Source organism: Bacillus haimaensis (assembly GCF_048270625.1).
GTDB lineage: Bacteria > Bacillota > Bacilli > Bacillales > Bacillaceae_I > Sutcliffiella_A > Sutcliffiella_A haimaensis.
Genome location: NZ_CP158164.1, coordinates 2519041 through 2540955 on the forward strand (window position 1 = coordinate 2519041; position 21915 = coordinate 2540955).

At 38.2% G+C, this 21915-nt stretch carries 23 protein-coding genes, 1 tRNA gene and 5 pseudogenes; 9 read left to right on the forward strand and 20 right to left on the reverse strand.

Features of this window, described 5'->3' with window-relative positions:
- Nucleotides 1-353: 353 nt before the first annotated feature.
- From trxA to trxB, 3 genes and pseudogenes are all read right to left on the reverse strand, one after another.
- Nucleotides 354-668, reverse strand: a complete 315-nt coding sequence (trxA, locus tag ABN702_RS12805) for a thioredoxin (RefSeq protein ID WP_417897234.1) — start codon at nt 666-668, stop codon at nt 354-356.
- Between the two features lie 169 nt (nt 669-837).
- Nucleotides 838-1089: pseudogene (locus ABN702_RS12810) on the reverse strand (peroxiredoxin family protein); the annotation flags it as partial.
- Between the two features lie 408 nt (nt 1090-1497).
- On the reverse strand, nt 1498-2451 hold the full coding sequence (gene trxB / locus ABN702_RS12815; protein WP_417900896.1) for a thioredoxin-disulfide reductase: 954 nt from the start codon (nt 2449-2451) through the stop codon (nt 1498-1500).
- A gap of 427 nt (nt 2452-2878) precedes the next feature.
- Here trxB and ABN702_RS12820 point away from each other — a divergent pair, with 427 nt between their 5' ends.
- The gene (locus ABN702_RS12820) at nt 2879-3202 is read left to right on the forward strand and encodes a thioredoxin family protein (protein ID WP_417897235.1); all 324 of its coding nucleotides are present in this window, start codon (nt 2879-2881) and stop codon (nt 3200-3202) included.
- Nucleotides 3203-3243: 41 nt separating this feature from the next.
- Here ABN702_RS12820 and ABN702_RS12825 read toward each other — a convergent pair whose 3' ends face one another.
- The 7 genes and pseudogenes from ABN702_RS12825 to ABN702_RS12855 all read right to left on the reverse strand — a co-directional run bounded on the left by ABN702_RS12825 (nt 3244) and on the right by ABN702_RS12855 (nt 8866).
- Entirely contained in the window at nt 3244-3453 is a 210-nt protein-coding gene (locus ABN702_RS12825; protein ID WP_417897236.1) for a Spo0E family sporulation regulatory protein-aspartic acid phosphatase, read from the reverse strand.
- A gap of 380 nt (nt 3454-3833) precedes the next feature.
- Nucleotides 3834-3998, reverse strand: a pseudogene (locus tag ABN702_RS12830) (peptide-methionine (R)-S-oxide reductase); the annotation flags it as partial.
- A 498-nt stretch (nt 3999-4496) separates the two neighbouring features.
- Nucleotides 4497-4940 (reverse strand): carboxymuconolactone decarboxylase family protein, encoded by a 444-nt coding sequence (locus tag ABN702_RS12835; protein ID WP_417897237.1) that lies wholly within the window; start codon nt 4938-4940, stop codon nt 4497-4499.
- A gap of 232 nt (nt 4941-5172) precedes the next feature.
- Nucleotides 5173-6126, reverse strand: coding sequence for a peptide-methionine (S)-S-oxide reductase MsrA (msrA, locus tag ABN702_RS12840; RefSeq protein ID WP_417897238.1), 954 nt, complete (start codon nt 6124-6126; stop codon nt 5173-5175).
- Nucleotides 6127-6227: 101 nt separating this feature from the next.
- Nucleotides 6228-6668, reverse strand: a complete 441-nt coding sequence (locus ABN702_RS12845) for an OsmC family protein (protein WP_417897239.1) — start codon at nt 6666-6668, stop codon at nt 6228-6230.
- A 1272-nt stretch (nt 6669-7940) separates the two neighbouring features.
- Complete coding sequence (locus tag ABN702_RS12850) at nt 7941-8624, reverse strand: Crp/Fnr family transcriptional regulator (protein WP_417897240.1); 684 nt, start codon at nt 8622-8624, stop codon at nt 7941-7943.
- A 2-nt stretch (nt 8625-8626) separates the two neighbouring features.
- The gene (locus ABN702_RS12855; protein WP_417897241.1) at nt 8627-8866 is read right to left on the reverse strand and encodes a glutaredoxin domain-containing protein; all 240 of its coding nucleotides are present in this window, start codon (nt 8864-8866) and stop codon (nt 8627-8629) included.
- A gap of 209 nt (nt 8867-9075) precedes the next feature.
- On the opposite strand from ABN702_RS12855, the gene ABN702_RS12860 reads away from it, so the two are divergent.
- Nucleotides 9076-9306, forward strand: coding sequence for a redoxin domain-containing protein (locus tag ABN702_RS12860; RefSeq protein WP_417897242.1), 231 nt, complete (start codon nt 9076-9078; stop codon nt 9304-9306).
- A 299-nt stretch (nt 9307-9605) separates the two neighbouring features.
- Here ABN702_RS12860 and ABN702_RS12865 read toward each other — a convergent pair whose 3' ends face one another.
- The 6 genes and pseudogenes from ABN702_RS12865 to ABN702_RS12890 form a co-directional block, all read right to left on the reverse strand.
- Nucleotides 9606-10241, reverse strand: coding sequence for a peptide-methionine (S)-S-oxide reductase (locus ABN702_RS12865; RefSeq protein WP_417897243.1), 636 nt, complete (start codon nt 10239-10241; stop codon nt 9606-9608).
- Between the two features lie 59 nt (nt 10242-10300).
- Nucleotides 10301-10624 (reverse strand): iron-sulfur cluster biosynthesis family protein, encoded by a 324-nt coding sequence (locus ABN702_RS12870; protein ID WP_417897244.1) that lies wholly within the window; start codon nt 10622-10624, stop codon nt 10301-10303.
- Between the two features lie 25 nt (nt 10625-10649).
- Nucleotides 10650-10889 carry a DUF2553 family protein gene (locus tag ABN702_RS12875; RefSeq protein WP_417897245.1) on the reverse strand — a complete coding sequence of 80 codons (240 nt, stop codon included), beginning with the start codon at nt 10887-10889 and terminating at the stop codon, nt 10650-10652.
- Nucleotides 10890-11169: 280 nt separating this feature from the next.
- A pseudogene (locus ABN702_RS12880) lies at nt 11170-11952 on the reverse strand (hypothetical protein); the annotation flags it as partial.
- A 92-nt stretch (nt 11953-12044) separates the two neighbouring features.
- Complete coding sequence (locus tag ABN702_RS12885) at nt 12045-12278, reverse strand: hypothetical protein (protein WP_417897246.1); 234 nt, start codon at nt 12276-12278, stop codon at nt 12045-12047.
- 248 nt (nt 12279-12526) lie between these two features.
- Nucleotides 12527-13451: pseudogene (locus ABN702_RS12890) on the reverse strand (Tn3 family transposase); the annotation flags it as partial.
- A gap of 329 nt (nt 13452-13780) precedes the next feature.
- On the opposite strand from ABN702_RS12890, the gene ABN702_RS12895 reads away from it, so the two are divergent.
- From ABN702_RS12895 to ABN702_RS12905, 3 genes are all read left to right on the forward strand, one after another.
- Nucleotides 13781-15205, forward strand: a complete 1425-nt coding sequence (locus ABN702_RS12895) for a PLP-dependent aminotransferase family protein (RefSeq protein ID WP_417897247.1) — start codon at nt 13781-13783, stop codon at nt 15203-15205.
- A 116-nt stretch (nt 15206-15321) separates the two neighbouring features.
- Nucleotides 15322-15936 (forward strand): thioredoxin family protein, encoded by a 615-nt coding sequence (locus ABN702_RS12900; RefSeq protein ID WP_417897248.1) that lies wholly within the window; start codon nt 15322-15324, stop codon nt 15934-15936.
- A 95-nt stretch (nt 15937-16031) separates the two neighbouring features.
- The gene (locus ABN702_RS12905; protein ID WP_417897249.1) at nt 16032-16274 is read left to right on the forward strand and encodes a nitroreductase family protein; all 243 of its coding nucleotides are present in this window, start codon (nt 16032-16034) and stop codon (nt 16272-16274) included.
- 203 nt (nt 16275-16477) lie between these two features.
- Here the strand turns inward: ABN702_RS12905 and ABN702_RS12910 are convergent, their stop codons facing one another.
- Nucleotides 16478-16975 (reverse strand): hypothetical protein, encoded by a 498-nt coding sequence (locus tag ABN702_RS12910; RefSeq protein ID WP_417897250.1) that lies wholly within the window; start codon nt 16973-16975, stop codon nt 16478-16480.
- A 347-nt stretch (nt 16976-17322) separates the two neighbouring features.
- Between ABN702_RS12910 and ABN702_RS12915 the strand changes: the two genes are divergently transcribed.
- Together ABN702_RS12915 and ABN702_RS12920 are read left to right on the forward strand one after the other, a co-directional pair.
- Nucleotides 17323-18486, forward strand: coding sequence for a CynX/NimT family MFS transporter (locus tag ABN702_RS12915; RefSeq protein ID WP_417900897.1), 1164 nt, complete (start codon nt 17323-17325; stop codon nt 18484-18486).
- A gap of 597 nt (nt 18487-19083) precedes the next feature.
- Nucleotides 19084-19320 (forward strand): annotated as a pseudogene (locus tag ABN702_RS12920) (tyrosine-type recombinase/integrase); the annotation flags it as partial.
- 103 nt (nt 19321-19423) lie between these two features.
- On the opposite strand, the gene ABN702_RS12925 reads toward ABN702_RS12920, so the two are convergent.
- Nucleotides 19424-19495: transfer RNA gene (locus tag ABN702_RS12925), tRNA-Val, on the reverse strand.
- 114 nt (nt 19496-19609) lie between these two features.
- A complete protein-coding gene (locus ABN702_RS12930; RefSeq protein ID WP_417897251.1) occupies nt 19610-19924 on the reverse strand; it encodes a hypothetical protein in 315 nt (104 codons plus the stop codon).
- A gap of 151 nt (nt 19925-20075) precedes the next feature.
- Here ABN702_RS12930 and ABN702_RS12935 point away from each other — a divergent pair, with 151 nt between their 5' ends.
- The gene (locus tag ABN702_RS12935; protein WP_417897252.1) at nt 20076-20300 is read left to right on the forward strand and encodes a hypothetical protein; all 225 of its coding nucleotides are present in this window, start codon (nt 20076-20078) and stop codon (nt 20298-20300) included.
- A gap of 94 nt (nt 20301-20394) precedes the next feature.
- Nucleotides 20395-20946: an HD domain-containing protein gene (locus ABN702_RS12940; protein WP_417897253.1), complete on the forward strand. Its 552-nt coding sequence runs from the start codon at nt 20395-20397 to the stop codon at nt 20944-20946.
- 59 nt (nt 20947-21005) lie between these two features.
- Here the strand turns inward: ABN702_RS12940 and ABN702_RS12945 are convergent, their stop codons facing one another.
- Entirely contained in the window at nt 21006-21905 is a 900-nt protein-coding gene (locus ABN702_RS12945; RefSeq protein ID WP_417897254.1) for a GNAT family N-acetyltransferase, read from the reverse strand.
- Nucleotides 21906-21915 lie beyond the last annotated feature (10 nt).

Consider the following 21915-nt stretch of genomic DNA (forward strand, 5'->3'; position numbering starts at 1 on the left):
TTTTAAAATCGGACACTGACTTTTTGGAACTCCAGAACCAGGTCATTTTTCAATCAAACCTTCTAACAAGTATTTCATTTCGTTTAAATCAGGAATCTTTTTTTCAATTTCCTCAATTTTTCCTGATGCAAATTGAGCATTTCTTCTGAATGAAATTCTTTATCCCCGTTTGATGCAGCTAGTAGATCTTTAATTTCTTCCAAAGTAACCCTAGATCCTGAGCTCGTTTAATAAACTCAATGTCTTGAATTACTTTATGGGGATACATTCTGTATCCAGCATCACTTGCGGGTGGTGTCAGCAACTCTGGTACTACCCCGCAACGATTGTTACTTCTCAATGCTTTTTTAGGCTTAGATATGCTTATTTAATGCTTCCTCAAGTGCTTCCTTAGGCTTAAAACCAACCAAAGTATCTACAACCTTCCCATCTTTCATGACTAGTAGAGTCGGAATACTCATGATACCAAATATGTTGGCTGTTTCTTGGTTTTGATCGACATCAACCTTTACAATCTTAACTTGGTAACCCATGTCTTGATCAAGGTCTTCAAGAACGGGTGCAATCATTTTACAAGGTCCACACCAAGTGGCGAAAAAGTCAGCTAACACTATTCCATTGTTGGTTTCTGCCGTAAATGTTTGATCGGTCACGTTTAATACCGCCATCTCTTATCCATCTCCTTAAAATCTGTAATAGTCTTTTCCATTATTTTAACCTACTAAGAACTTTTTTGTTGGCTCAAGGCGTGATGTGTAGTCTGGGTTTACGAAGGCAAATTGAATGATACCTTCTTTGACAATCACATAGATTGCTGGAACCGGTAGCATAGCATCGTTATAGCGAATAAGGATCTAGTCCAAGAGCCCTTTTTAACGTCTCAGCCAAGTAATCAGGCACTTCATATGATACCTTGTAAGCAGAAGAAACATGGCTATTTCGATCACTCAATACAATGAATGATAGATTATGCTTTTCTCGTGAGCTTAAAGAATTATCTGGTGATTCTGGGCTTACTACAATTAATTGAGCACCAAGCCCTTTTATCTCATCCATATGCTTTTTATAGGCTTGAAGCTCCAAATTACAAAATGGAAACCATCCACCACGCTAAAAAGTTAAAATAACAGGTCCTTTTTCCAATTCCTATGAGAAGGTTATTGTTTTTCTGTTGCATCCTTTAAAGTGAAATTGGGAGCCTTTGTCCCTATTGCTAGTCCACTCACTTATCCCTTGTTTATTAGGTCTGTTACTGATTTTCGTATATTGTATAGTACCTCTTGAGGTGCTTGTTGTTTAAATTGCTCTCCAATAGCCTGTAACTGATCATCTAGTGTAGTTGTCCATTCATTAGTATTCTCCTCCATCTCGTAAAACATGTTTAATGGTATATTTGTTCTTACACTTACGAGTATAGTTTTTTTCTGTATTTAAAAATGTTAGATGGCTAACATTTAGTCAATATATTTAAGAATTATTGGCTGTTCGTTTTCTCATCTAGCTTTTTAATTTTTCCAAGACCTCTTCTACATAATGCTGGGCACTTTGTGCGGCAATGCTACCATCACCAGTTGCGGTTACAATTTGACGTAATGTTTTTTCACGAACATCCCCTGAAGCAAAGATACCTTCCACCTTTGTTTCCATTCGATCATTTGTCTCAATGTAGCCCATTGAATTCGTAATTCCAAGTTTCCTAAATGGTGCTGTTAGTGGAACCATTCCGACATAGATAAATACACCGTCTATAGTAAACTCTTTTTCAGCGCCATTTTCCGTCGATACAAGCGTCACTGACCCTACTTTTCCATTTTGCTCATTAATGGTTTTAACGGTTGTATTAAACATAACCTCAATTTTTTCATTATCAAACGCACGTTGCTGTAGAATTTTCTGCGCTCTGAATTCATCACGTCGATGAACAATTGTCACCTTATTTGCGAAGCGAGTTAAGTATACACCCTCTTCAACAGCAGAGTCTCCTCCCCCTACTACCACAAGGTCCTTGCCTTTAAAAAAGGCTCCATCACAGACTGCACAATAAGATACACCACGTCCACCTAGCTCTTTTTCACCAGGTGCACCCAGCTTTTTATACTCAGCACCGGTTGCAATGATCACGGCGCGAGCTTTATATTCCTTTGAAGTGGTTTTGACCGTTTTATATTCCACACCATCTTCAATGTCTTTAATATCTCCATATGCATATTCAGCACCAAACTTCTTTGCATGCTCAAACATCTTGTTAGAAAGATCAGGACCTAGAATATGATCAAATCCAGGATAGTTTTCAACCTCTTCTGTATTGACCATTTGTCCACCAGGCACTCCTCTTTCAATCATTAAAGTTGAAAGGTTGGCACGAGATGTATAAACCGCAGCTGTCATACCACCTGGGCCAGCTCCAATAATAATCACATCATAGATATTTTCACTCATCATCTTATCCATCTCCTTTTTCATTTAAGCAACTTTGAAAGTCTAATATGAATTGTCTATTGTCTTACTTTAGGAAGTATAAACTAACTAAAAACATAAAAATGTTAGATGGCTCACATTAAAGATGGTTTATTTTATAAAAAAAACGATGTTAAAACTATTGCTTGTAAACATATCTAGTTATTTCTTAACATCATACAAGTAGGGTACGAAGGTTTATTTTGTACATATAAATGAAACCATTCTTCAGAATATAAGAAATGCAGAAGGCGAGAATGAGAAGCTTGCGAAGGGTATTCAGCAATTGAAAGAAATAGGAGAAACTTCCTAATAAAAGAGAATATTTCGATGTGTAAGCCAAATTACAGAATACATAGTGGTTATCTCGTATCATGTTGTTGTGTAAGATAACTGAACACTTATGGAAAGGAAGATAAATATGAAGAAAAGAATAAAAAAACAACCGGATTTCAATCAAATTATCGACTCAAAGGAGCCAGTTGTCATCAAGTTTGACACGAACTGTTGTCCAGACTGCAAACGTATGGATGCTTTTATGGGAGAGGTATTAGAAGAGTTCCATCCGTTTACTCTTTATGAAATGGATCGAGACGAATTTCAAGATATTTCCACAACGTATGAAGTGATGGGAATTCCAAGCCTACTTGTATTTAAAGAAGCCGAGAAAATAGGCCACTTGCATAGTGCAAATGCCAAAACACCTGAAAGTGTAACTGAATTTTTAACAACTTATTTTAAATAAAAGCAAGGGACCGAGCTTGTGCTCGATCCCTTTTCTTAACTTCATGAATCATCATTTTCATTTTGAAGACTCCTCATGTACTTCAAATATTGATTGATTAATTGTTCAAGCTCTTGACTTAATTGTATGATAGTAGGTTTTTGAAGTTCCTTATCAACGTTGAATAATTTTGTCAATTCTTCCCGTTTTACCTCAATCATATACCTCAAAAAGTAAATAGGTGCTATCGAATCACAGTACTTCGTCTCCATATCCGTTCTCCTCACTGTTTTACCATTCTTACACCGAATAAGCGTATTTTATCTCATAATGTTCACATTATGATTGATTTAACTCTAGCTGATATCGGTAATGAATAATGTTAGCTTTCTTACATTTATGAGGTTAACCGTTACATTTATTTAGAAGATAATTCTGCTTTCGTAATTTTTCTTCCACCTGATTTTTCCGAATGGTAGAGAAGCTTGTCTGCCCCTTCTAGTAGCTCGTCCATTTTCATTTGATGAGAATGAACTAGTCCAATTGATAGGCCTAAGTCTGGTAATATTTCTGCAGTCATCTTTTCAAAATCGCTTAGGAGGTTGTTCGCACATTGTTCATGGGACGTATCTAGTTTTTCAAGTACCTCTTAATGCTTGATTGGCTTCGTGAAGCTCGGCCACCCACAGCCAGAATCAAATTTATCAAGAGAGCTAAATAATGGTTTGCCAGAGACAATCTCGACATAAATCCCTTCATCTTTATAATCCCAGAATTCATTTTGAAAGGGTGGTTCCTTTCCGTTTTCTTGTGTTAGTGTATCTTACTGGAGTAGCTACAAGGCGTTACCCTATCTTTTCGTTCTCTAAACGAAAAAGTTGTTCTCTTTGTAACTTTTATATGAGTTACTCAGAGCCGCTCTCTCCCCCCATATAGTTTTTAGTCTTACTTTTGAGAACAACGTCTCGTACCCTTCGGAAGTTCGTTAGTTCCTATATAATGAAACTATTCTCATTATATCTAGTTTTTCAGGTGCGCAACATATCCGTTTGCATACCTTGTATTAAAGAATGGCTTCAGCCCTCGTAACCTGTCAGTTATGACCCATGCATGAGTATTGACTAAATGGTTTCGGGAAACATGGTTCCGTCATTCCCACCCTCTGTTGTAAAGTTATGATTAATGTTCGATAATCCCCTATATTTCATGTAGAAAAACATTTTTAACAGAACTTGTCGTTTGGACCTGATTTCTGAAGATAAAAATAATATTAAATGTATCCGAAACAAAACTATAAGAGGATCGCTGAGAGTTATTATTTTTCAATTGCTGTTTGCCCCATTGCAATAGCAATTCTATTCCAAGTGTTAATTTGATTAATTATTAGAACAAGGTCAACATACTGTTTTTCGTCATAGTGGTTACGAACTCGTTGATAAAGCTGATCTGGCACACGTTTTGTCGGGATTAAAGTTACGTGCTCTGTCAACTCTATAGCTACTTTTTCTGCTTCTGTGTAAAATTCACACTCTTCCCAAGCACTAATACAATATATTCTTTCTTCCGTTTCACCCATTTTCAGGGCATCAGTTGTGTGCATATACATACAAAGTGGACAGCCGTTAATTTGAGAAGCACGAAGTCTAATAAGTTCACGAAGTTTACGTTCTATACCTGTAGTTGCCGTATACTTATCTAATTTCCCAATGATGTCAAGTGCGTCTGGTGCTACATTGTAATAATCAATTCTTTGTGTCAATTTTATTTCCTCCTAATAAAAGTTTATTCAATCCCATTCACTTCTTTGAACCAAATTCGATAACGGTCTGCTATTGTTCCTTAATATGTCCAAATGTTTGTTTATCACCCCCATTCTTTCTCTCTTTACCACAAGTTTATATAAAAAAAAGAATGGATTCTGTTATCTAGCTTACATTTATCCTTAAATATAAAAAAACGTCCTAGAGAAGTATCCAGGAACGTTTTCATAACTATTTAAATAAACGAAGATATTCCCCATAGCCTTCTTCTTTTAGCTTGTCTATTGGGATAAATTTAAGTGCAGCAGAGTTAATGCAATATCGAAGTCCACCTTTATCACGTGGTCCATCATCAAATACGTGTCCTAAATGAGAATCTGCCGAGGTGCTTCTGACTTCAATACGTCTCATCCCATGGGACGTATCTAGTTTTTCGAGGACTTCTTGATGCTTAATAGGCTTTGTGAAGCTCGGCCATCCACATCCAGAGTCAAATTTGTCAAATGAACTAAATAATGGTTCACCAGAAACAATATCTACATAAATTCCTTCTTCCTTATGATCCCAAAATTCATTATGGAAGGGTGTTTCCGTACCGTTCTCTTGGGTCACATGGTGCTGAATAGGAGTAAGCTTCTTTATGTTTTCTGCATGGTGTTTCTTCCAATTTTCTCGGATAAATCCCGCTCGTCCAGATCCTTCTTTGTAAATATTATAATGAAAGGAATTCTTTTTATAATAGCCCTGATGGTATTCTTCTGCTGGATAAAACACAGATGCCTCTTTGATTTCTGTCACGATTGGCTTTGAAAACCTTTTGCTATCCTCTAATGTCTGTTTTGATTCTTTGGCTAGTCGCTTTTGTTCCTCAGTATGATAAAAGATTGCCGTTTTATAGGACTCTCCTCGATCACCAAACTGACCATTTGCATCGGTTGGGTCAATTTGTTGCCAAAATAGTTCTAACAGCTTTTCATACGGAAAAACAATCGGATCATACGTAATTTGAACTGCCTCATGATGACCCGTTATATTTGAGCATACTTCATCATAGGTTGGGTTCTCTATATGCCCACCTGTATAGCCTGAAACTACTTTAATAATGCCTGGTAATTCATCAAATGGCTGAACCATACACCAAAAACATCCACCAGCAAATGTAGCTAATTCATAATTTGTTGACATAAACATACCTCCTACTAGTACTAGTTTGCCCAAACCCTATCTATTCCATCAATTTAGAAAGAACCTCTCAGTTCATAGGGGTTCTTTTTTAATTATTTAGATTATTTCTTTCTCCAAGTTGATTGAATCTTTATGAAGTTTGTATCTTTTAATATGTTAAACACTGGACATCTTGAGTCTGTCTTTTCTTTTAGCTCTTGAATTCTTTCATCAGATTCGTCAGTGTCAACCACTGCTTTAATGGTAATCGTTTCGAAGTATTGCTTAACAGAAGCATCTCCCATTAATCCTCTTGGATCTAAAGCACCTTCAATTTTGAAGTCGATTCCGTCTAAATTAAACTTCATTTCCTTTGCCACCATGTTGGCAATGGCGTTTTCACAGCCTGCAAGAGAGCCTAATAGTGTATTTAATGGATTTGCACCCTTATCATTTCCACCTAAGTTTTTTGGCTCGTCTACAAAAAATGTATGAGCTCTTGCCTTCACTTCAGTTGTTACCTTTTGAGATGTAGATTCGATATTGAAATTCACTAATGCCATGATTAGTTCCTCCTCTAAAATGTTTTTTTAATTACACTTAGGAGTATACTTGGAATCCTCTTAAAAAAATGTTAGGTGCCTTACATATTTAACGAATAATAAAATGAAGCAAAGTAAAGTTGAATTTCTCTGCAATTAGTAGCATAGTCTCGTTAATTTGGGAGAATACCTTCATATAATTGTGAAAAAGTTTTGGGATTTCTAGTTAATTTTATTCATCCAGGGTTATTTGATTTTTTTGCATACGGCTATGACAAAGTGTGTTATGTTTACTAATTTTCTCATTAATGACTTTGACATCTTGTTCTGTTTTACACGAATGTACTAATTGAGAGATTTCTTTTTGTAATTTTATTTTCTGATAATCATGCAGCTCTTCTATTAATGAACTGGCTAAGGTGGCGTCCTATTCGTTTATGGTAAAGCGAAATCGAGCCATCAAATGAAGCGCCATATGATCTAAGTAAGTTTTCGTGAGACCTGGCATCTCGAATAGGAAACAGGGAGAGTGTTTTTTGTTTGGTTTGCTTATTCAAACCTTATCATCATATTCTAGTGAATGAAGCACCTTACTTAGAGGATAAAATCATGGTTGTGTTTTCTGAGCTGAACGCTGAAGAATTATTTGACGATAGATTCAAAGAAGCCTCCGATCCGCGGCAATGTAGATAAGGTAGCCGAGGGCTCCATGAAGATTTAACTTGTGCCACCCTTTCTCAAGGGAAACTCTAACATCTAAATAGGGCATAAGTGCAATTCTGGAACGTTCCTCTTGGAAATTTAGGTTTTTTTGATTCTGGATATTTATATGGTCGTTTTGCTTGATCACCTTCGTATTTTGCCATAGAGTTAATCCATCAGCGGCTATATTTAAGAAGAAATAATTATGGTGGTTTCCAAACGATAATTTTAATCTAATGTTCAAATGGATTAAGATACTTTATTAATATCATCGCTTTATCCTCCCTAAAGCATTGTAAACATTACCCAATTCGCCTGATTATTTGTTTATGTTGTAAAAATTGATCAGCCTACTAACGAAGGCTTCTATCTTGGTGAGCTAAAAGAAAATGAAGGCGATCAGAACTATTTACTTCTTTCAGCTGTCGATCTATAAGACGGAAGCTGAAAGGTTGTTATTTGGTGCCGTGCCTTCCATGTAGATTTTGGGTCTGCTATATTACAATTACAATAAAATCTGACATGAAAAGAAGACGCAGAGGCTAACCTCAGCGTCTTTCTTTATGAACATGATATGAAAGTAGATATCGATTACCCCTCCTCCACCTCATATAGTTCCTTAGCCAGAACTGTATTAATTTTTAATGGCTTTCTTGTAATGACTTGTTCCTTTTCTAATTCTCCTAAAAATAAACTAACGGTTTCTCTTGATGACCCGATCATACTTGCGATATCATGCTGGGTGATTTTGACCCCAACTGTTTGCCATTCCCCACTTCGTACACCAAAACGGTTACTCAACTGCATGAAAAGTAAAAGAATTCGATATTTGACATCTTTATAAGCAATACTTTCTGTTATTTGATACATCTCTTTTAGCTTCGAAGTCAAGATGGTTATAAGCTTTAACGAAATATCAGGATTTTGGCGAAGAAGCTCTTCAAATCTCTCCTTTGTTAGCGTACAAACAAATGAATCAACCATCGTTTCTGCATAAATATCAGACTCTGTTAAGGAAAAATTAGAGGTTTCTCCAAAGACATTACCTTCACTTAAAAGATCAACTGTGAATTCCTTTCCTGATGAAGATACCTTAAACAAACGAACCTGTCCTTTTTTCAAGAAAAATAACGACCTCATTTGTTGAGTCGGACTTAAGATAATTGTACCTTTTTTAATAGGAGCGGTTTGCGTCACTTCGTCTACTTTCTTTAATTCTTCTTCCGGTAGCTCATCTAGTAAATTAATTTGTGAAAGAAGCCTGAGTTTATCCATGTCTACACTCCTTTGTTATACCGTTTCATAATCATTTCATAATCAAGCCACTCATTATTTTCCTCTAAAACTGGTAGCCCATTATCCAAGGTTAAGGTTCGGTCTGCATTCATCGTATCAAAAATATTGATTACTTTCACATCTATCTCCAGCTTGGTAAATAGCTTGATGACTTCTTGACATTTACAACAGCTTGGTAATATATATATAACCATTTCCCCCTCACTCTTCCTCTTCTTCATTAGTTTTTTTATCCTCTAAAGTTGCTGCAAACAATTTGTCTATATGGTCAACATTATTTTACACATTTATTTTAAATGTAAATGTAAATGTAAGATACCTTACATTACCCATTTGAGGCTTTGCAGGCTTTTGAACGTTCCATAAGAGAAACACAAGAATCAGGTTTAGTCACAGGTACAAGAGAAGGTGAGCAAGCAAGGATATCACTTTGAAAAACCATGTAGGCGGGTACATTAATCTTTATGAAGAGTTAGAAAAGGGGCCGGTTGTGTTAACCCTTTATCGTGGCTCATGGTGCCCTTTTTGTAACCGTCAATTAAAAGCATACCAAGAAATCTTATCGGATATACATGAACTTGGCGCACAACTAATAGCGATTAGTCCCCAAACACCGGATAATACATTATCCATTCAAGAAAAAAACGAATTAGAATTATAGGTATTGAGTGATCCTAGACGAGTCGTTTCAGCTAAGTATAATGTCCTTTTTGATGTACCTGATTATTTAAAAGGTGCCTATGAAAAAATTGGATTAGATCTAGAATCCTTTAATAGGAAAGCAAATTGGATATTACCAGTGTCTGCTACGTTTATGATTGATGAATTAGGTGAAATTCGCTTTAAGTACGTCAATACTAACTTCATGTCTCGTTTGGAGCCTAATGACATTTTAAGTTTTTTAAGAAACCTATAAGTTTTAGCAGCCCTATTAACAGGGCTGCTTTCCATTTTTTTCTATTAATCTAACCCACACATATCCTCTGACTGCTGTTTCGAATTCTCCCTCACTTCTCGGATAACCGACCAAAGGGAATCGTAGGCTGAATCCGGAAACTCTTGCATCAGTTCTTCTAGAGAACCACAACCCTTTGAAAGACCATTAAGCCTAGCAGCTAAGGTTGATTCAACTAGTGACTCCTTTTCCACATGTAGCTCCTGCCACTTCTCATAGACCGGTTTCCACCTCTGAAGGTAATACTTTTGATGACGAAGGTCTGCTTCGTAAAATGAATGTAGGGGCTCTACAAAGGTATAGCTGTTCCCATGGATATGCTTAATCTCTTCTAGTTTTTGAAGCATTTCACTCTTCTGCTCTTCGTTTTCAAACAACAATAAAGATCGATACTTCATGGAACGAGGTGCTCTCGTTGTATTATGTTGCTTAAAAAATTGATTTATGATTTGCTCTAAGCTTAAAAGCTCTGGGTTAAACTGGACTTGTAAAACCTCCGTGTAGTCAAACGTGTTTTTCGAGGTCGGTTGACCTTCTTTTCCACCTGCGTACCCGACTCTCGTTCTAAGAATCCCTGAATGGTACCCAAAACGCGCCTCAGGTCCCCAAAAGCAACCCATTCCAAATGTTACGGTATCCAATCTCATCACCTCAAAAAATACAAATGAGGGCAAATCGATTACAAGATGCCTGATTTGTATCATCCTTCATTTTTATATTCTAGCTTCATATACGCCGTATAAATTTGACTGTTGCTTTTTAGAATAAACGTGGATGTATTTGGATTATAGTCCACTTTTAGATCTTCATCAAATAAATGGTCTGACTTATGTCCCAGCAGGACTGGTTTATAGTTGGTTGAAAGGAATTGTTCGTTTATTTCTGCACTCAGTTCCTTCATCCCAACAAACGTTACCCAATCTGCTCCAATGGAGCATCCACCCAGGCTAGGATTTAACTGATACGCCTGTGCGGGCTCCTGACTAAGTCTTTCCATTGCTCTTTCTGTAAATAGAACATTCATAATGTTGTCCTCCTTTCTTCCAAATTTAGCACCAGCCAAGGTCACAGCCCTCCACATAGGCTTTAGGATGATCATCTTGTAAATGCTCTATCATTCTAAATATCTTTCCGTCTTCTTCTGTAAAGCCTTGAATCAGTTCTAACTTACCCTGTTTTTCTGGAGTAATAGAAACCCATCCAATCAGTTCTTCTTTCATGTATAATTCTATCTTTCCTTCTTTTAAAACTGTTCTAATTTGCTCCGTCACGTTAATCTGATTCTTCATTTTATTTCCTCCCACTCTTTTATTTTACTTATTAGTCCTTACAGGTAAGAGTATAGTGGAAAATTTAAAAGAAAAATGTCAGTTGCATTACAGATTAGCTATAACATTGCTTAAACTTCATACACATTATATGAAAAGTGACCTCCCGAAACGGGGTGGTACCAGCGTCGCTGATACCATCCGTAAAGTAGATGGAATTAAACGGTATTGATAAGGGGACATGTATATTGATCTAATTCTGTAATTGCATTTCCTTTCTGTTTCGCTTCATTTCACCTTTTTATACAAAGAAAAATACAGATGCAACCAGGGCACCTATAGGAAGCCTTGCTACAATCTCAGCAGGGGAATACAAATGGAAGTAACGGGAAAGCGCAAACGGCTGGCATACGGATGCCAACAATACGCAGCAAAATCAATCATTAAAATCGTCGCCAGTAGCGTGATTAAGATCCAAGAATCAATGGTCAATGGTCAATGGTAAAGTACAAAAGCGTTCCCACGGTTGCCAATATAGTTAGAACCATTCCTTGCTTAAATGCCATTTTTCCATTGTACATGGGTTTTTGAAGCACTTCATAAACGACAACCAGGATAGGAGGAATTACGGCGAGTTTTAGATAGCCAGCGACCCAGACTAAGCCGATCCATATGATATTCAGGTTGAGGAACACCATCATATACTTGGACTGAATTTGAATTTTCTTCTCCAATCCCGTATTTAATCTAAATACGAGAACTCCAAGCATTAATAGGATGGTGAAAATTAAAATTGTTATGATAAAAGACCATTCGGGTGCATTCATCACCAATGGAAGCAAGCCTGTTGCAATTGAAGGTGCCAGATTCGATTGAATGATACGCAAAATAAGCATCATAAACCCCTTAGGAAGTTGATTGACCACAAAACCAATCACAGCTGTGATAGATGGAGCAAGAAAAATCTTCGACGGCTGCCTGATCCATCCAGCTTCTCGATATACCCACATGCAATTGCCATTGCTGCCATTTCAGACAAAATCACTTCACGGTCTTTTAACATCACCGAAACCGTCACCATCGCTTTCTTTTTTTGAAACAACTATATTCAAGGACAACTCTCCTTTCTTTAAATAAGAAAACAAGGGTGAAGTCTTCACCCTTGCGAATTCATTATTAACACAGACCTAATCCAGCAGCTTTTAACACATCAATATTGATGCCATTCGTGCTCACTAATTTCCTATTGATTGCAACTGCTGGAACGAATTTAACTCCATAGGCTTTCGCTTTTGCTAGCCCCCTCTTCCTTATTCTAAATTGGGTAAAAAACATGCAGATCTTTAATGCGACATTTGGGTTTCTGTCTAATACTTGTCTTTGATGTTCATTGAAAATAATCTTACTCACAATAACTTCTCCCGCTCTAATATATAGATTTTAGTATAACGGGGTTTTAAGCTAAGAAAAAATGAAAAAACCCGAATAGGTCAACTTTTTTTAAAGTTCCCACTATTCGGGGTTCAGTTCATGACTAATATGTGCACTTCTTTTATTTTTAAGGATTTTTACAATTTAGATCTTGATAACATACGCTAAGCAAATTTCGACATGAAGAAAGCCGAGTTTTCCTACACTAAGGAACCATCGGACTTAATTTAATAATTAAGAGGTCTGAGTGAATCTAAGCTTGCTACTTCTTTCATATTAAAGGTGTTTTCGCCAAGAAAATTAATATGTCCCATCCTAGAGGGGAAATATGCTTTAGTAAGTCTTCTCGTAAATTTCCTTTTTCTTTAAGCAATTTTGTGGCTTCAGTAAGATAAACGGTGTTCCATATGCTAATGGCGTTAATTATAATGTTTAAAGCACTGGCTCGTTGAAGCTGATCTTGCAATCCTCTTTCTCGAAATTCGCCTCATTTCCCCAAAAAACAGGGCTCTCGCAAGGCCGTTCATGGCTTTACCCTTATTTAATCCTCTCTGAATACGACGACGTAAGGCTTCATTAGATATGTAATCCAAAATAAAATTGGTCTTTTCTATTCTTCCCATTTCATGTAAAGTAGTAGCTAGTTTATTTTGTCTTGCATAGGATCCTAATTTACACATGATAAGCGAACCGCACACATTTTCTTCTATAATAGAATGGGCTAAACGGAGTACGTCGTCAAAATTTTCTTGAATAATCTTTATGTTGATTCTTCCACGGAGTAAATTTTCTAGACTAGGGAATTCACTCGGCTATTGAACCGTATATAATTTGGCATCAGCTAAATCATGAAGCCATGGTGCAAAACGTAATTCTAGTAAGTGGCTTAATCCAAAGACCAAGTCAGTATAGCCAGCCGTATCTGTGTAATGCTCCTCAATATTTAATTCAGTTTCATGATGAAGCAACCCATCGATGACATGTACAGCATCTCTTGCCATTGGTATTAATAACTTTCGTATAAAAAGAGGAGAATTGATCACTAGTAAACCGATAAATCGTTGCTCCTTTCCCAGTACCCTAATGCGGTTTGGATTCAGAATGTAGCGTTGAGACACCCACTTGCACGCGCATTCCGTCCGATGATGAGGTCAGATGGCAAATGCCGCACAATACCGTTTATATGATGATGCTATAAATCGAGTACAGGTAACTTTTGTAAATTTTAAACATAAGCTTGCGTTATCCTCTTATTTGGGAGATGGCAGTATGTAAGGGCCTAAAAGAGAACAAGAGGATGAAGTATTATGAAAATTATGAGTGGAAACAATAATTTTAATAAGTGCTTAATAATCTATATTTAGGTAAGTTATATAAATCAGTTAGTATTTAGTTAATATATCAAAAACATTTATATAATAAATTAAACGCTTAGAAATTGAAATAGTTTTAAAAAAATTATTATCTGCGAGTGATATTAGATGCTTGAATTTTTAATAAAAGATGAACAAAATACACCCATTTATCTTACCCTCTATCGGCACATTCGTGATGCCATTCGAAATGGAGAAATAACTAATGGTATGCGTCTGCCTTCTATAAGATCATTACAAATGCAACTGAATATCAGTAAAACACCGATTGAAACAGCGTTTCAAATGTTAATCGCTGAAGGATACGTAATTAGCAAGCCACGATCGGGTTTTTACGCAATAAATCCACAAGCTGTTTTGCCTACCAAACAATATGAACTCTATGCTGATCAAGAAATTAAAGACATTAACTGTCCACATATTGAATCTAAACCGACAATTGATTTTGATCCTTCTGCTGTTGACCCACATTGTTTCCCTATTCGAACCTGGAATAAGATGTTGAAAGAAGCTCTTGAAAATTTCTCAATGGATATTGGAAAATATGGTGATCTTCAGGGAGAATTTAAACTTCGCGCAGCACTAGCAGATTACTTAATTAATGCGAGAGGCGTTCACTGCACTCCTGAACAAATCATAATTGGCAGTGGAATAGCAGATAGTATCCGTATAATTTGCCATCTGTTTAACGATAATTCCCGAATAGCATTTGAAGAACCAGGATATAACTTGGTACGTCAACAATTTATAATGAATGGTTTTGAAGTATTACCTATCCAAGTAGGGGAAAAAGGGATTTCAGTTAATGATATAGAAGGTAGGTCCGCAAAACTAGCTTATATCACTCCTTCACACCAGTTTCCCACAGGATGTATTATGCCTTTTTCCGAAAGGGAACATTTTTTAAAGTGGGCAATTAATGAAGATGCATTTATTATCGAAGACGATTATGACGGAGAATTTAGGTATATTGGAAAGCCTATCCCTTCTCTACAAAGTTTAGATGGATATGACAGAGTGATATATATTGGCACTTTCTCCAAGGTATTTACACCAGCGTTACGAATGAATTACATGGTATTGCCACAAAAGTTATTGAAAAAATTGAAGGAAAGTAATTATGAATTCACATCCGCCCCTTCTCGAATCACCCAATGGGCAATGATTTCTTTTATAGAACAAGGACATTGGTATCGGCATATCCGCAGAGTACGTAAATTATATCGTAAAAAGCATCATAAATTAATTGAGCTTATTCAGAATAATTTTCATAACCATATAAAAATTACTGGTCAAAATGCCGGCCTTCATATACAAATCACGGTTAACACGAATCAATCCACAGAGACCCTGATAAAATCAGCTGCTGAAGAGGGAATAATTGTCTATGACTTTAAAAACATGTGGATGACCATAAGGACTGATCCTTTCCCAAGATTGTATTTAGGGTTCGCTGGCGTGAGTGAGAAAGACATGGAAAAAGGAATAGAGTTATTAAAGAAGGCTTGGTTACCCTATCTTCTTAATCAGTAACCCTCATGCAAATCTGACTTTTTAAATAGAACTAAACTGACCATTTATAAATGGTCAGTTTAGTTCTATTATTGTGAAGTGATAAATGATAGTTTTTTGAAAGGATGAAGATAAAGATGAACGAAACATTAAATTTAAAACATAAATTTGGGCATGGAATAACTCCTCAACAGTTTATGGACAGTATGGAAATTCGAGTAATGGAGCAAAGCAAAATCTTAAATACGAAGGACCAATTTTTGTACAACTATGAAAATTTCTCATGGGAAAATAATACGGATAACTTGTTTTTTAATTCTTTTCGTAATCCTCAAGATCTTTATTGCTTAATTCTTTGTACCGATTGGTGCCCAGACGTTATTTGGAATGTCCCGATTCTTTTCCGGGTTATGGAACAATGCAACATTCCTACAGAAGTATTATTAATGGAAGAACACTTGGAAACTATGGATCATTTTTTGACTGATGGAGTACGTAACCAACCGATTGCTGTCATCCTTGATAAAAATGGTAATGTATTGGGTAGGTGGGGAGCTCGTCCTTCCTATATTCAAGCTGTCATGGATCGATTTAAAAGTTCCAATCCTGACAAGGAAGCTCCTGATTACAAAGAGAAAATAGGAAAAGTATATGGAGAAATAGGTGAGTTGTACAATTTGGGAACTCACTATCAGAAAGTTCTACTACAGGAATTAACTGTACTTTTTTCCTCTATAAAAGACTTTGGTTAAAGTGTTACGATTGTTAAGGAAAGAAGGACATTACGTACGACCTAAGTGTACTAAGTCCCAATCTAATGGAACATATCGAACGATGGAGAAGAATTATGAATATTGTTAAGTCGTTCGTAGATATAGAGCAATCTAACCAAATGATTCCTTATAATTCATATACTGCAACGAAAATTATCGAGCATCTGCGACTTGCAACCAAAGAATTCGATCCTAGCAAAACCATCTCCGACGACGATTTTGAATTTATTTTGGAAACGGGCCGGCTCTCGCCCAGCTCGTTTAGCACTGAGCCGTGGAGATTTGTTGTTGTTCAAAACGAACAGCTTCGGAACTAAATAAAAAACTCTTCTTATGGAGCGGCCAGCAAACTGCCGGAGGACAGTCATTTCGTCATTATTCTGGCCCGGACCCCTCTGGATACGAGATATGACTCCGCCTACCTGAAGGAGCAGCAGTTCAAAGACGTTCCGAAGGAACACCTGACAAGGCGGCTTGAATTGATTGAAGAGTTCCAGAGACATGATTTCAAGATCCTGGATCATGAACGCTTTCTTACCGATTGGGCCGTTATCGCAAAAATGAAATAAAATAATATCACATAGCTATGGCTTGAGTCGCTCCGGCGGTTATTATCACCTGTGAAGGCAGACACCGAATCCCCTTGGTATGCAGCAAAAGCCGACAAATATTCGTGCGAAGTGCCAATGGCCTGCAGGATCATCGTCATAGCCAAATTCTCCTGAATGAGTATTTGCGCGGCAATGGGGGTTTCTTTCCATCTCTTGAAAGGGATTTGCTCTAAAACCGGAAAACTTGGGCGAAAATCAATGCCATGGAAGTGAGCCGGGGGTTCCGCAATAGTCGCTTCACCGGTAGAATCGATTTCTTGGAGCTGTGAAGGGAATTGTCCTTTACTTCCGCGCAATTCAACGACATAGCGGACAGAGCCTTGACGGCCCTCCAAGTACCCTTCGGCGATTAGCTGTTCAAACACGTCCACGATGAGTGCCCGCGATACTCCGAATTCGTTTGCCAAATCCCGCTCGATGGGAGCTTAACACCGGCTGCATAGACACCTTGAAATATCTGTTCGCGCAGTATGGAATAGATTTGTTTGGTTTTAGCAGACAACGTGCGTCGGGGCATAAAGCAAGCCTCCTAAGTCGTATGCTGATCAAATAAAAGTGGTTCTGTGGAATCCAATTTTACATGCTAACATGGATATTGCCAATACAAAGTTTCAGAAAGAAGATGACACCGATGAACCTTCGAACCTTGTTTATTCGGAACTGTGAACGGAATGTTCGAAACAGTGAAGCAAACTCACAGCATGAGAGAATACCGTCTAAGGCGGCCGACTGGCTTCCGATCGCCGCCCTCTTTATGGCATCTCTGAATCTGAGGCCTACGATTAGTTCAATCGCGCCCATACTAGAGGTCATTCGAAGAGATCTGGGCATGAATGCATTTGCAGCCAGTTTATTAACCTCTATCCCGGTTCTTTGCATGGGCTTTCTTTCGCCGCTATCCATTCGACTCGGCAAACATATTGGCTTTGAACGGGGGATTGCCTGTTCACTGGTTATAATAACGGGAGGCACGCTTTTGCGTATGGTCGCGCATTCCGTTCCAATGCTGCTTCTTACCGCCGTTTTGACAGGTGTTGGCGTAGCTGTGATGGGGCCACTATTATCCGGATATATCAAAAAGCACTTTTTCCGCAACATTCCAATGATGATCGCCTTATACTCTATGGCCTTGTCGCTGGGGGCCGCTCTGGGCGCCAGCTTGTCCGGTCCTATTCAAATGAAATTACACTCATGGCAAACGGCGCTTGCTTTTTGGGCGCTGCTCGCGGTCGCGGCTGTTCCGGTGTGGTATGCAGTAGTTAAACATCAAGTCTATTCTCCAATCGTGAAGGCTGCTGAACCGTTCCAAACGTCGGCGTTGCCGTGGGGCAATAAAAAGGCATGGCTGTTAACCTTCCATTTTGGACTTATGGCTTTGGTTTTTTATTCCTTGATGGGATGGTTGCCGCTTATGATGGAAAGTGCGGGGTTCTCACGCTTTTACGCGGGAATGCTACTGACGATGTTTGCCTTGATCCAAATACCGAGCGGGCTGGTGGTTCAGATGCTGCTGAAACGCTTCCCTTCCCGCTTGGTCTGGCTTCTTTCAGCCTCATTTCTGCAGCTAATCGGGCTGATCTTAATTTTTTTCGCTACACTTCCTTGGTTGGCGGCTCTTTTATGCGGGTTTGGCTGCGGGATGCTATTTACTCTAGGGACCTTGCTACCGATAGACGAAGCGGCAAATCCCCATGAGGCGGCATCCTGGGCAGCTATGACACAATCTGTCGGATATTTGATCGGGGCGATCGGACCGGTCTTTGTTGGTTGGGTTAATGATACTACACATAAATTTGGCTTTGCGATATCGGGATTGATTCTTATCACGCTGATATTGGCGATGGTTCAATGGCTGATAGTTCCGCGAAAAGCAAAATCGGCAGTTGAAACCGCAGCGAGAATCATGAATCGCATTTGATAATGAAAAGTTGGGAGTTGTGCATATGAAAATTTTGTAGCAGGTTCTACTGGGGTAATCGGCCAATTGCCGCTTCCCAAATTGGTGCAAGCAGGCCACGAAGTTATTGGGATGTCTCATATTTCGCTGCTTTCAACCCGACCGAGCGGATCAAGGGAAAGACGATCATCCGCGTTCGTCCGTAAGGACTCAGGGTTAGTGACCGGGCCTCGTGGATCATCGTTAGCCTCGAGACCCGGTCATTTCCGGCTTCGGACATGGGAACTAAATGGTAATTTACGACATATGTCCACCAAACTTTACTCCATTGCTAATTGCGGCTTTTACCCCTTCTTTTTGCCGAGTCCTTATTCTATTTCGCTCATCTTTTGCCATATAACTTAATAATTATGGATTCTTACTCACCCAAAGCTAACCCTACATTTAGTAGTAAATACATTTCTGTATAATGCCAGTCTAGACCCGTACATTCAGAAGTTCGTCAGCAATATACTTACTTATTATATTTCATTGCATTCTCACCATATTTGTTCAACCCAAGCATCATGATTTACACCACCCCATCGGGTAGGCTTTCGTCAGCCGGACTTATTTCGACAGTTTCATGCGCTTATTAAGGAAGCAAAATTACCTAAAATCACTTTTCATGATCTACGTCACCTCCATGCAACAACATTAATGGCTCTAGGTGAAAACCCAAGGATTGTAGCAGATAGACTAGGTCACAGCCGAGTACAGGTTACATTAGATTACTATTCACATGTTAGTTCTGAACTGCAAAAACTTACAGCTCAAAAATTTGAAGAAGACTTTTTTAATATAAATGTGCAGTAAATGTGCAATTCAAGAATATCAGTGAACAAATCCATATCTAGTGAATCGTGCAAAAAAAGCTGCAAGCCCTTGATTATCAATGGCTTGCAGCTTTTTTATCGGATGATCTGAGAGGGATTCGAACCCCCGACCCCTACCCTGTCAAGGTAGTATTCTCCCGCTGAACTATCAGATCGCAATATATAAGATGTAAGATTAATTATAGATAGGACATGTTTCTTTGTAAAGGATTTTTTATTTATTCTTGAAAAATTAATAACCGCTCTTCAATTGAGAGCGGCTTCTACCATTAAATATGATTCGCTTCTTTTTCTCTCTTCCCTGCCCCGTAAGCATCCACCATCAACAGGATTGCAGTCACCGTATGCAGCGCCCACCCCAGAATCGGGACCCAGCCCAAACACGAAGTGATAATACCCCATATACTTCCGTGCTTTTTTTCGCCTTCCTGACTACTGAAAACAAGCGTCACGATATGTAGAACAAGAAGTATGCCAAGGGGTGCATACAAAAAGGAGACGACGGTTAAACCCCCGATGACCGGAATGGCAAGAAAGGCTTCCAGACCCCCCGTCACCCATTTTAAGATAGTAGATATTTTCATATCTTCCTCTCCTTCTGCAAAATTAAAAATAAATTCCTTTTATTAGTATATGCTCGACCACCAATAATAAAACAGAACATAAGTTCGTTTTTCACCTTGCATACAAAACATACGTTCGCATATAATAGTTATTGAGAGGAGGTCGGGTTGAATGCACAGATTACTATCACTTTATTCACAACGCCAGATGCCGATCGAAATGATTTACCTTGCAAAAGACGGCCAGATTACACAACGTGAAATCTCTGTGTTGCAAGTTAATGGAAGTACTGTCGTCGCTTTTTGCCACTTGCGTAAAATGAAGCGAACATTTCTTATGGAAAACATTCTATCCTTTGTTCCCGTAAAGAACAAAAGAAGCTATATCTCACTATAATTTCCACTTTTGTCCTATTGTTTTAGTTTTGTCCAATGTGGTATTCTATATAGTAATATATTTTTTACTAACACAAACTAGGGGAGGAGATATAATGAGAGAAGTTACCTTAACAGATCTTTTTTTACACCCGATTACACAGAAATTCCTGCAACGTTCCGGGGTGGCGCATGCACTCGAGGTTGCCAACCATGCTTTTCATCTAGCATTCAAATACAATGTCAGTGTCGACCTGGCCACTAAGGCGGCTCTATTACATGATATAGGACATTACGAATGGTACCGTCAAGGGAAATGGGACTATGACCTATATCGTGAAAATGATATTCATGCCATAAAAGGAGCTGAGCGTGCTCACAAGCTGTTAATCCGGTTAGGGGAGAACCCGCAAAACGCAAAACAGATATCCGTTGCCATCCTGCTTCATACCGATTCTTATCTTCCGGAATCCGATATTAAACGCAGCCCTCTTCAAAAGGTTGTCAAGCTTGCAGACGAGATGGATGAAGAACAAGGCGGAAATCACCACTACAAAGAAATTGATAAGATTACTGCACTAAAAAAAATCCAAAACCTTGATCAATTGGTTGATCAATACCTTCCAAAGCAGCAACTTCATCTGAACACCCAGGAAAAAACAATGTAAAAATCCCATAGTAAGAGGTAGCCATTGCTGCCACCTCTTCAGCTCCAAAATGAAATCCCTTACTCTTTTACTTTATGCATAAAATAGTCATATCCGCTCCTAATCAGAAATCCAACACCTTCATACAGCTTTAATGCATTGCTGTTTTTTACATCTACATCTAACCTAATCTTTTTACCGGGATAATTGTCCTCTATCAATTTGATTGCTTTTTTAAGGATTTCCCTACCGATCCCTTTACCGCGTTTTGACGGAGTGACAGTAAAAGCACTAATATACATCGAGCTTTCTTCATTAGAAATGGTCAACGTTGCAATATCTTTACCCTCATATTTGATGATATAAAGTTCAAACCCCTCCTGTGTTCGGTTTCTTTCCAATAATGGAGTAACACTGTCGTTGGCATGTTCAAAATGAAATCCGTCACACAACAGGTTGCCAATGATCTCAACATCCTTTTCCTCGGCCAAAAGGAATTCTATTTTCTGTTGCAGAATTGAATTTTCATCTTCACTCTCCGTTTCCTTGCAGTATTCCATCGTATACTCAGAAAAGCTATATGTTGCTTCTATTTTGTTCATCAAGCTTTTTCCTTCAGCCGAAATCCCCGGACAGACATAAAGAATCTCATCCGCATCCCGCTTTTTGCAAATTTCCATGGCAATAGTCAACATCTCTGAAAATCTTCCAGCTTTTCGATGGTCTGGATGAATCATCCCTGCGATCTCCACCTTCGTTTTGACTACAAAGGAATAGACTCCTAAAAAACCTACTAACTTTGAACCTTCCTCATCATAGCTCAACAATAGATCCAAATGACTTCCTTCCGCTTTTTGCAGCATCGATAGATTAATGCTTGCACTTACTATAAAGCCATCATGTTTCTCGCATTCTTTCATAAGCTGGACTAGATCCTGATATTCCTTTTGCGTTAAGAAGTTTTTTTGTATAATGTTCATTTGTCTATGC

Bases quoted from the DNA above. Each gene is read 5' to 3' on its own strand.
- trxA (WP_417897234.1), bottom strand. From the start codon at position 668: ATGGCGGTATTAAACGTGACCGATCAAACATTTACGGCAGAAACCAAC.
- trxB (WP_417900896.1), bottom strand. From the start codon at position 2,451: ATGGATAAGATGATGAGTGAAAATATCTATGATGTGATTATTATTGGA.
- ABN702_RS12820 (WP_417897235.1), top strand. From the start codon at position 2,879: ATGAAGAAAAGAATAAAAAAACAACCGGATTTCAATCAAATTATCGAC.
- ABN702_RS12825 (WP_417897236.1), bottom strand. From the start codon at position 3,453: ATGGAGACGAAGTACTGTGATTCGATAGCACCTATTTACTTTTTGAGG.
- msrA (WP_417897238.1), bottom strand. From the start codon at position 6,126: ATGTCAACAAATTATGAATTAGCTACATTTGCTGGTGGATGTTTTTGG.
- ABN702_RS12845 (WP_417897239.1), bottom strand. From the start codon at position 6,668: ATGGCATTAGTGAATTTCAATATCGAATCTACATCTCAAAAGGTAACA.
- ABN702_RS12850 (WP_417897240.1), bottom strand. From the start codon at position 8,624: ATGGATAAACTCAGGCTTCTTTCACAAATTAATTTACTAGATGAGCTA.
- ABN702_RS12855 (WP_417897241.1), bottom strand. From the start codon at position 8,866: ATGAAGAAGAGGAAGAGTGAGGGGGAAATGGTTATATATATATTACCA.
- ABN702_RS12870 (WP_417897244.1), bottom strand. From the start codon at position 10,624: ATGAATGTTCTATTTACAGAAAGAGCAATGGAAAGACTTAGTCAGGAG.
- ABN702_RS12875 (WP_417897245.1), bottom strand. From the start codon at position 10,889: ATGAAGAATCAGATTAACGTGACGGAGCAAATTAGAACAGTTTTAAAA.
- ABN702_RS12895 (WP_417897247.1), top strand. From the start codon at position 13,781: ATGCTTGAATTTTTAATAAAAGATGAACAAAATACACCCATTTATCTT.
- ABN702_RS12900 (WP_417897248.1), top strand. From the start codon at position 15,322: ATGAACGAAACATTAAATTTAAAACATAAATTTGGGCATGGAATAACT.
- ABN702_RS12905 (WP_417897249.1), top strand. From the start codon at position 16,032: ATGAATATTGTTAAGTCGTTCGTAGATATAGAGCAATCTAACCAAATG.
- ABN702_RS12915 (WP_417900897.1), top strand. From the start codon at position 17,323: ATGGCATCTCTGAATCTGAGGCCTACGATTAGTTCAATCGCGCCCATA.
- ABN702_RS12930 (WP_417897251.1), bottom strand. From the start codon at position 19,924: ATGAAAATATCTACTATCTTAAAATGGGTGACGGGGGGTCTGGAAGCC.
- ABN702_RS12935 (WP_417897252.1), top strand. From the start codon at position 20,076: ATGCACAGATTACTATCACTTTATTCACAACGCCAGATGCCGATCGAA.
- ABN702_RS12940 (WP_417897253.1), top strand. From the start codon at position 20,395: ATGAGAGAAGTTACCTTAACAGATCTTTTTTTACACCCGATTACACAG.
- ABN702_RS12945 (WP_417897254.1), bottom strand. From the start codon at position 21,905: ATGAACATTATACAAAAAAACTTCTTAACGCAAAAGGAATATCAGGAT.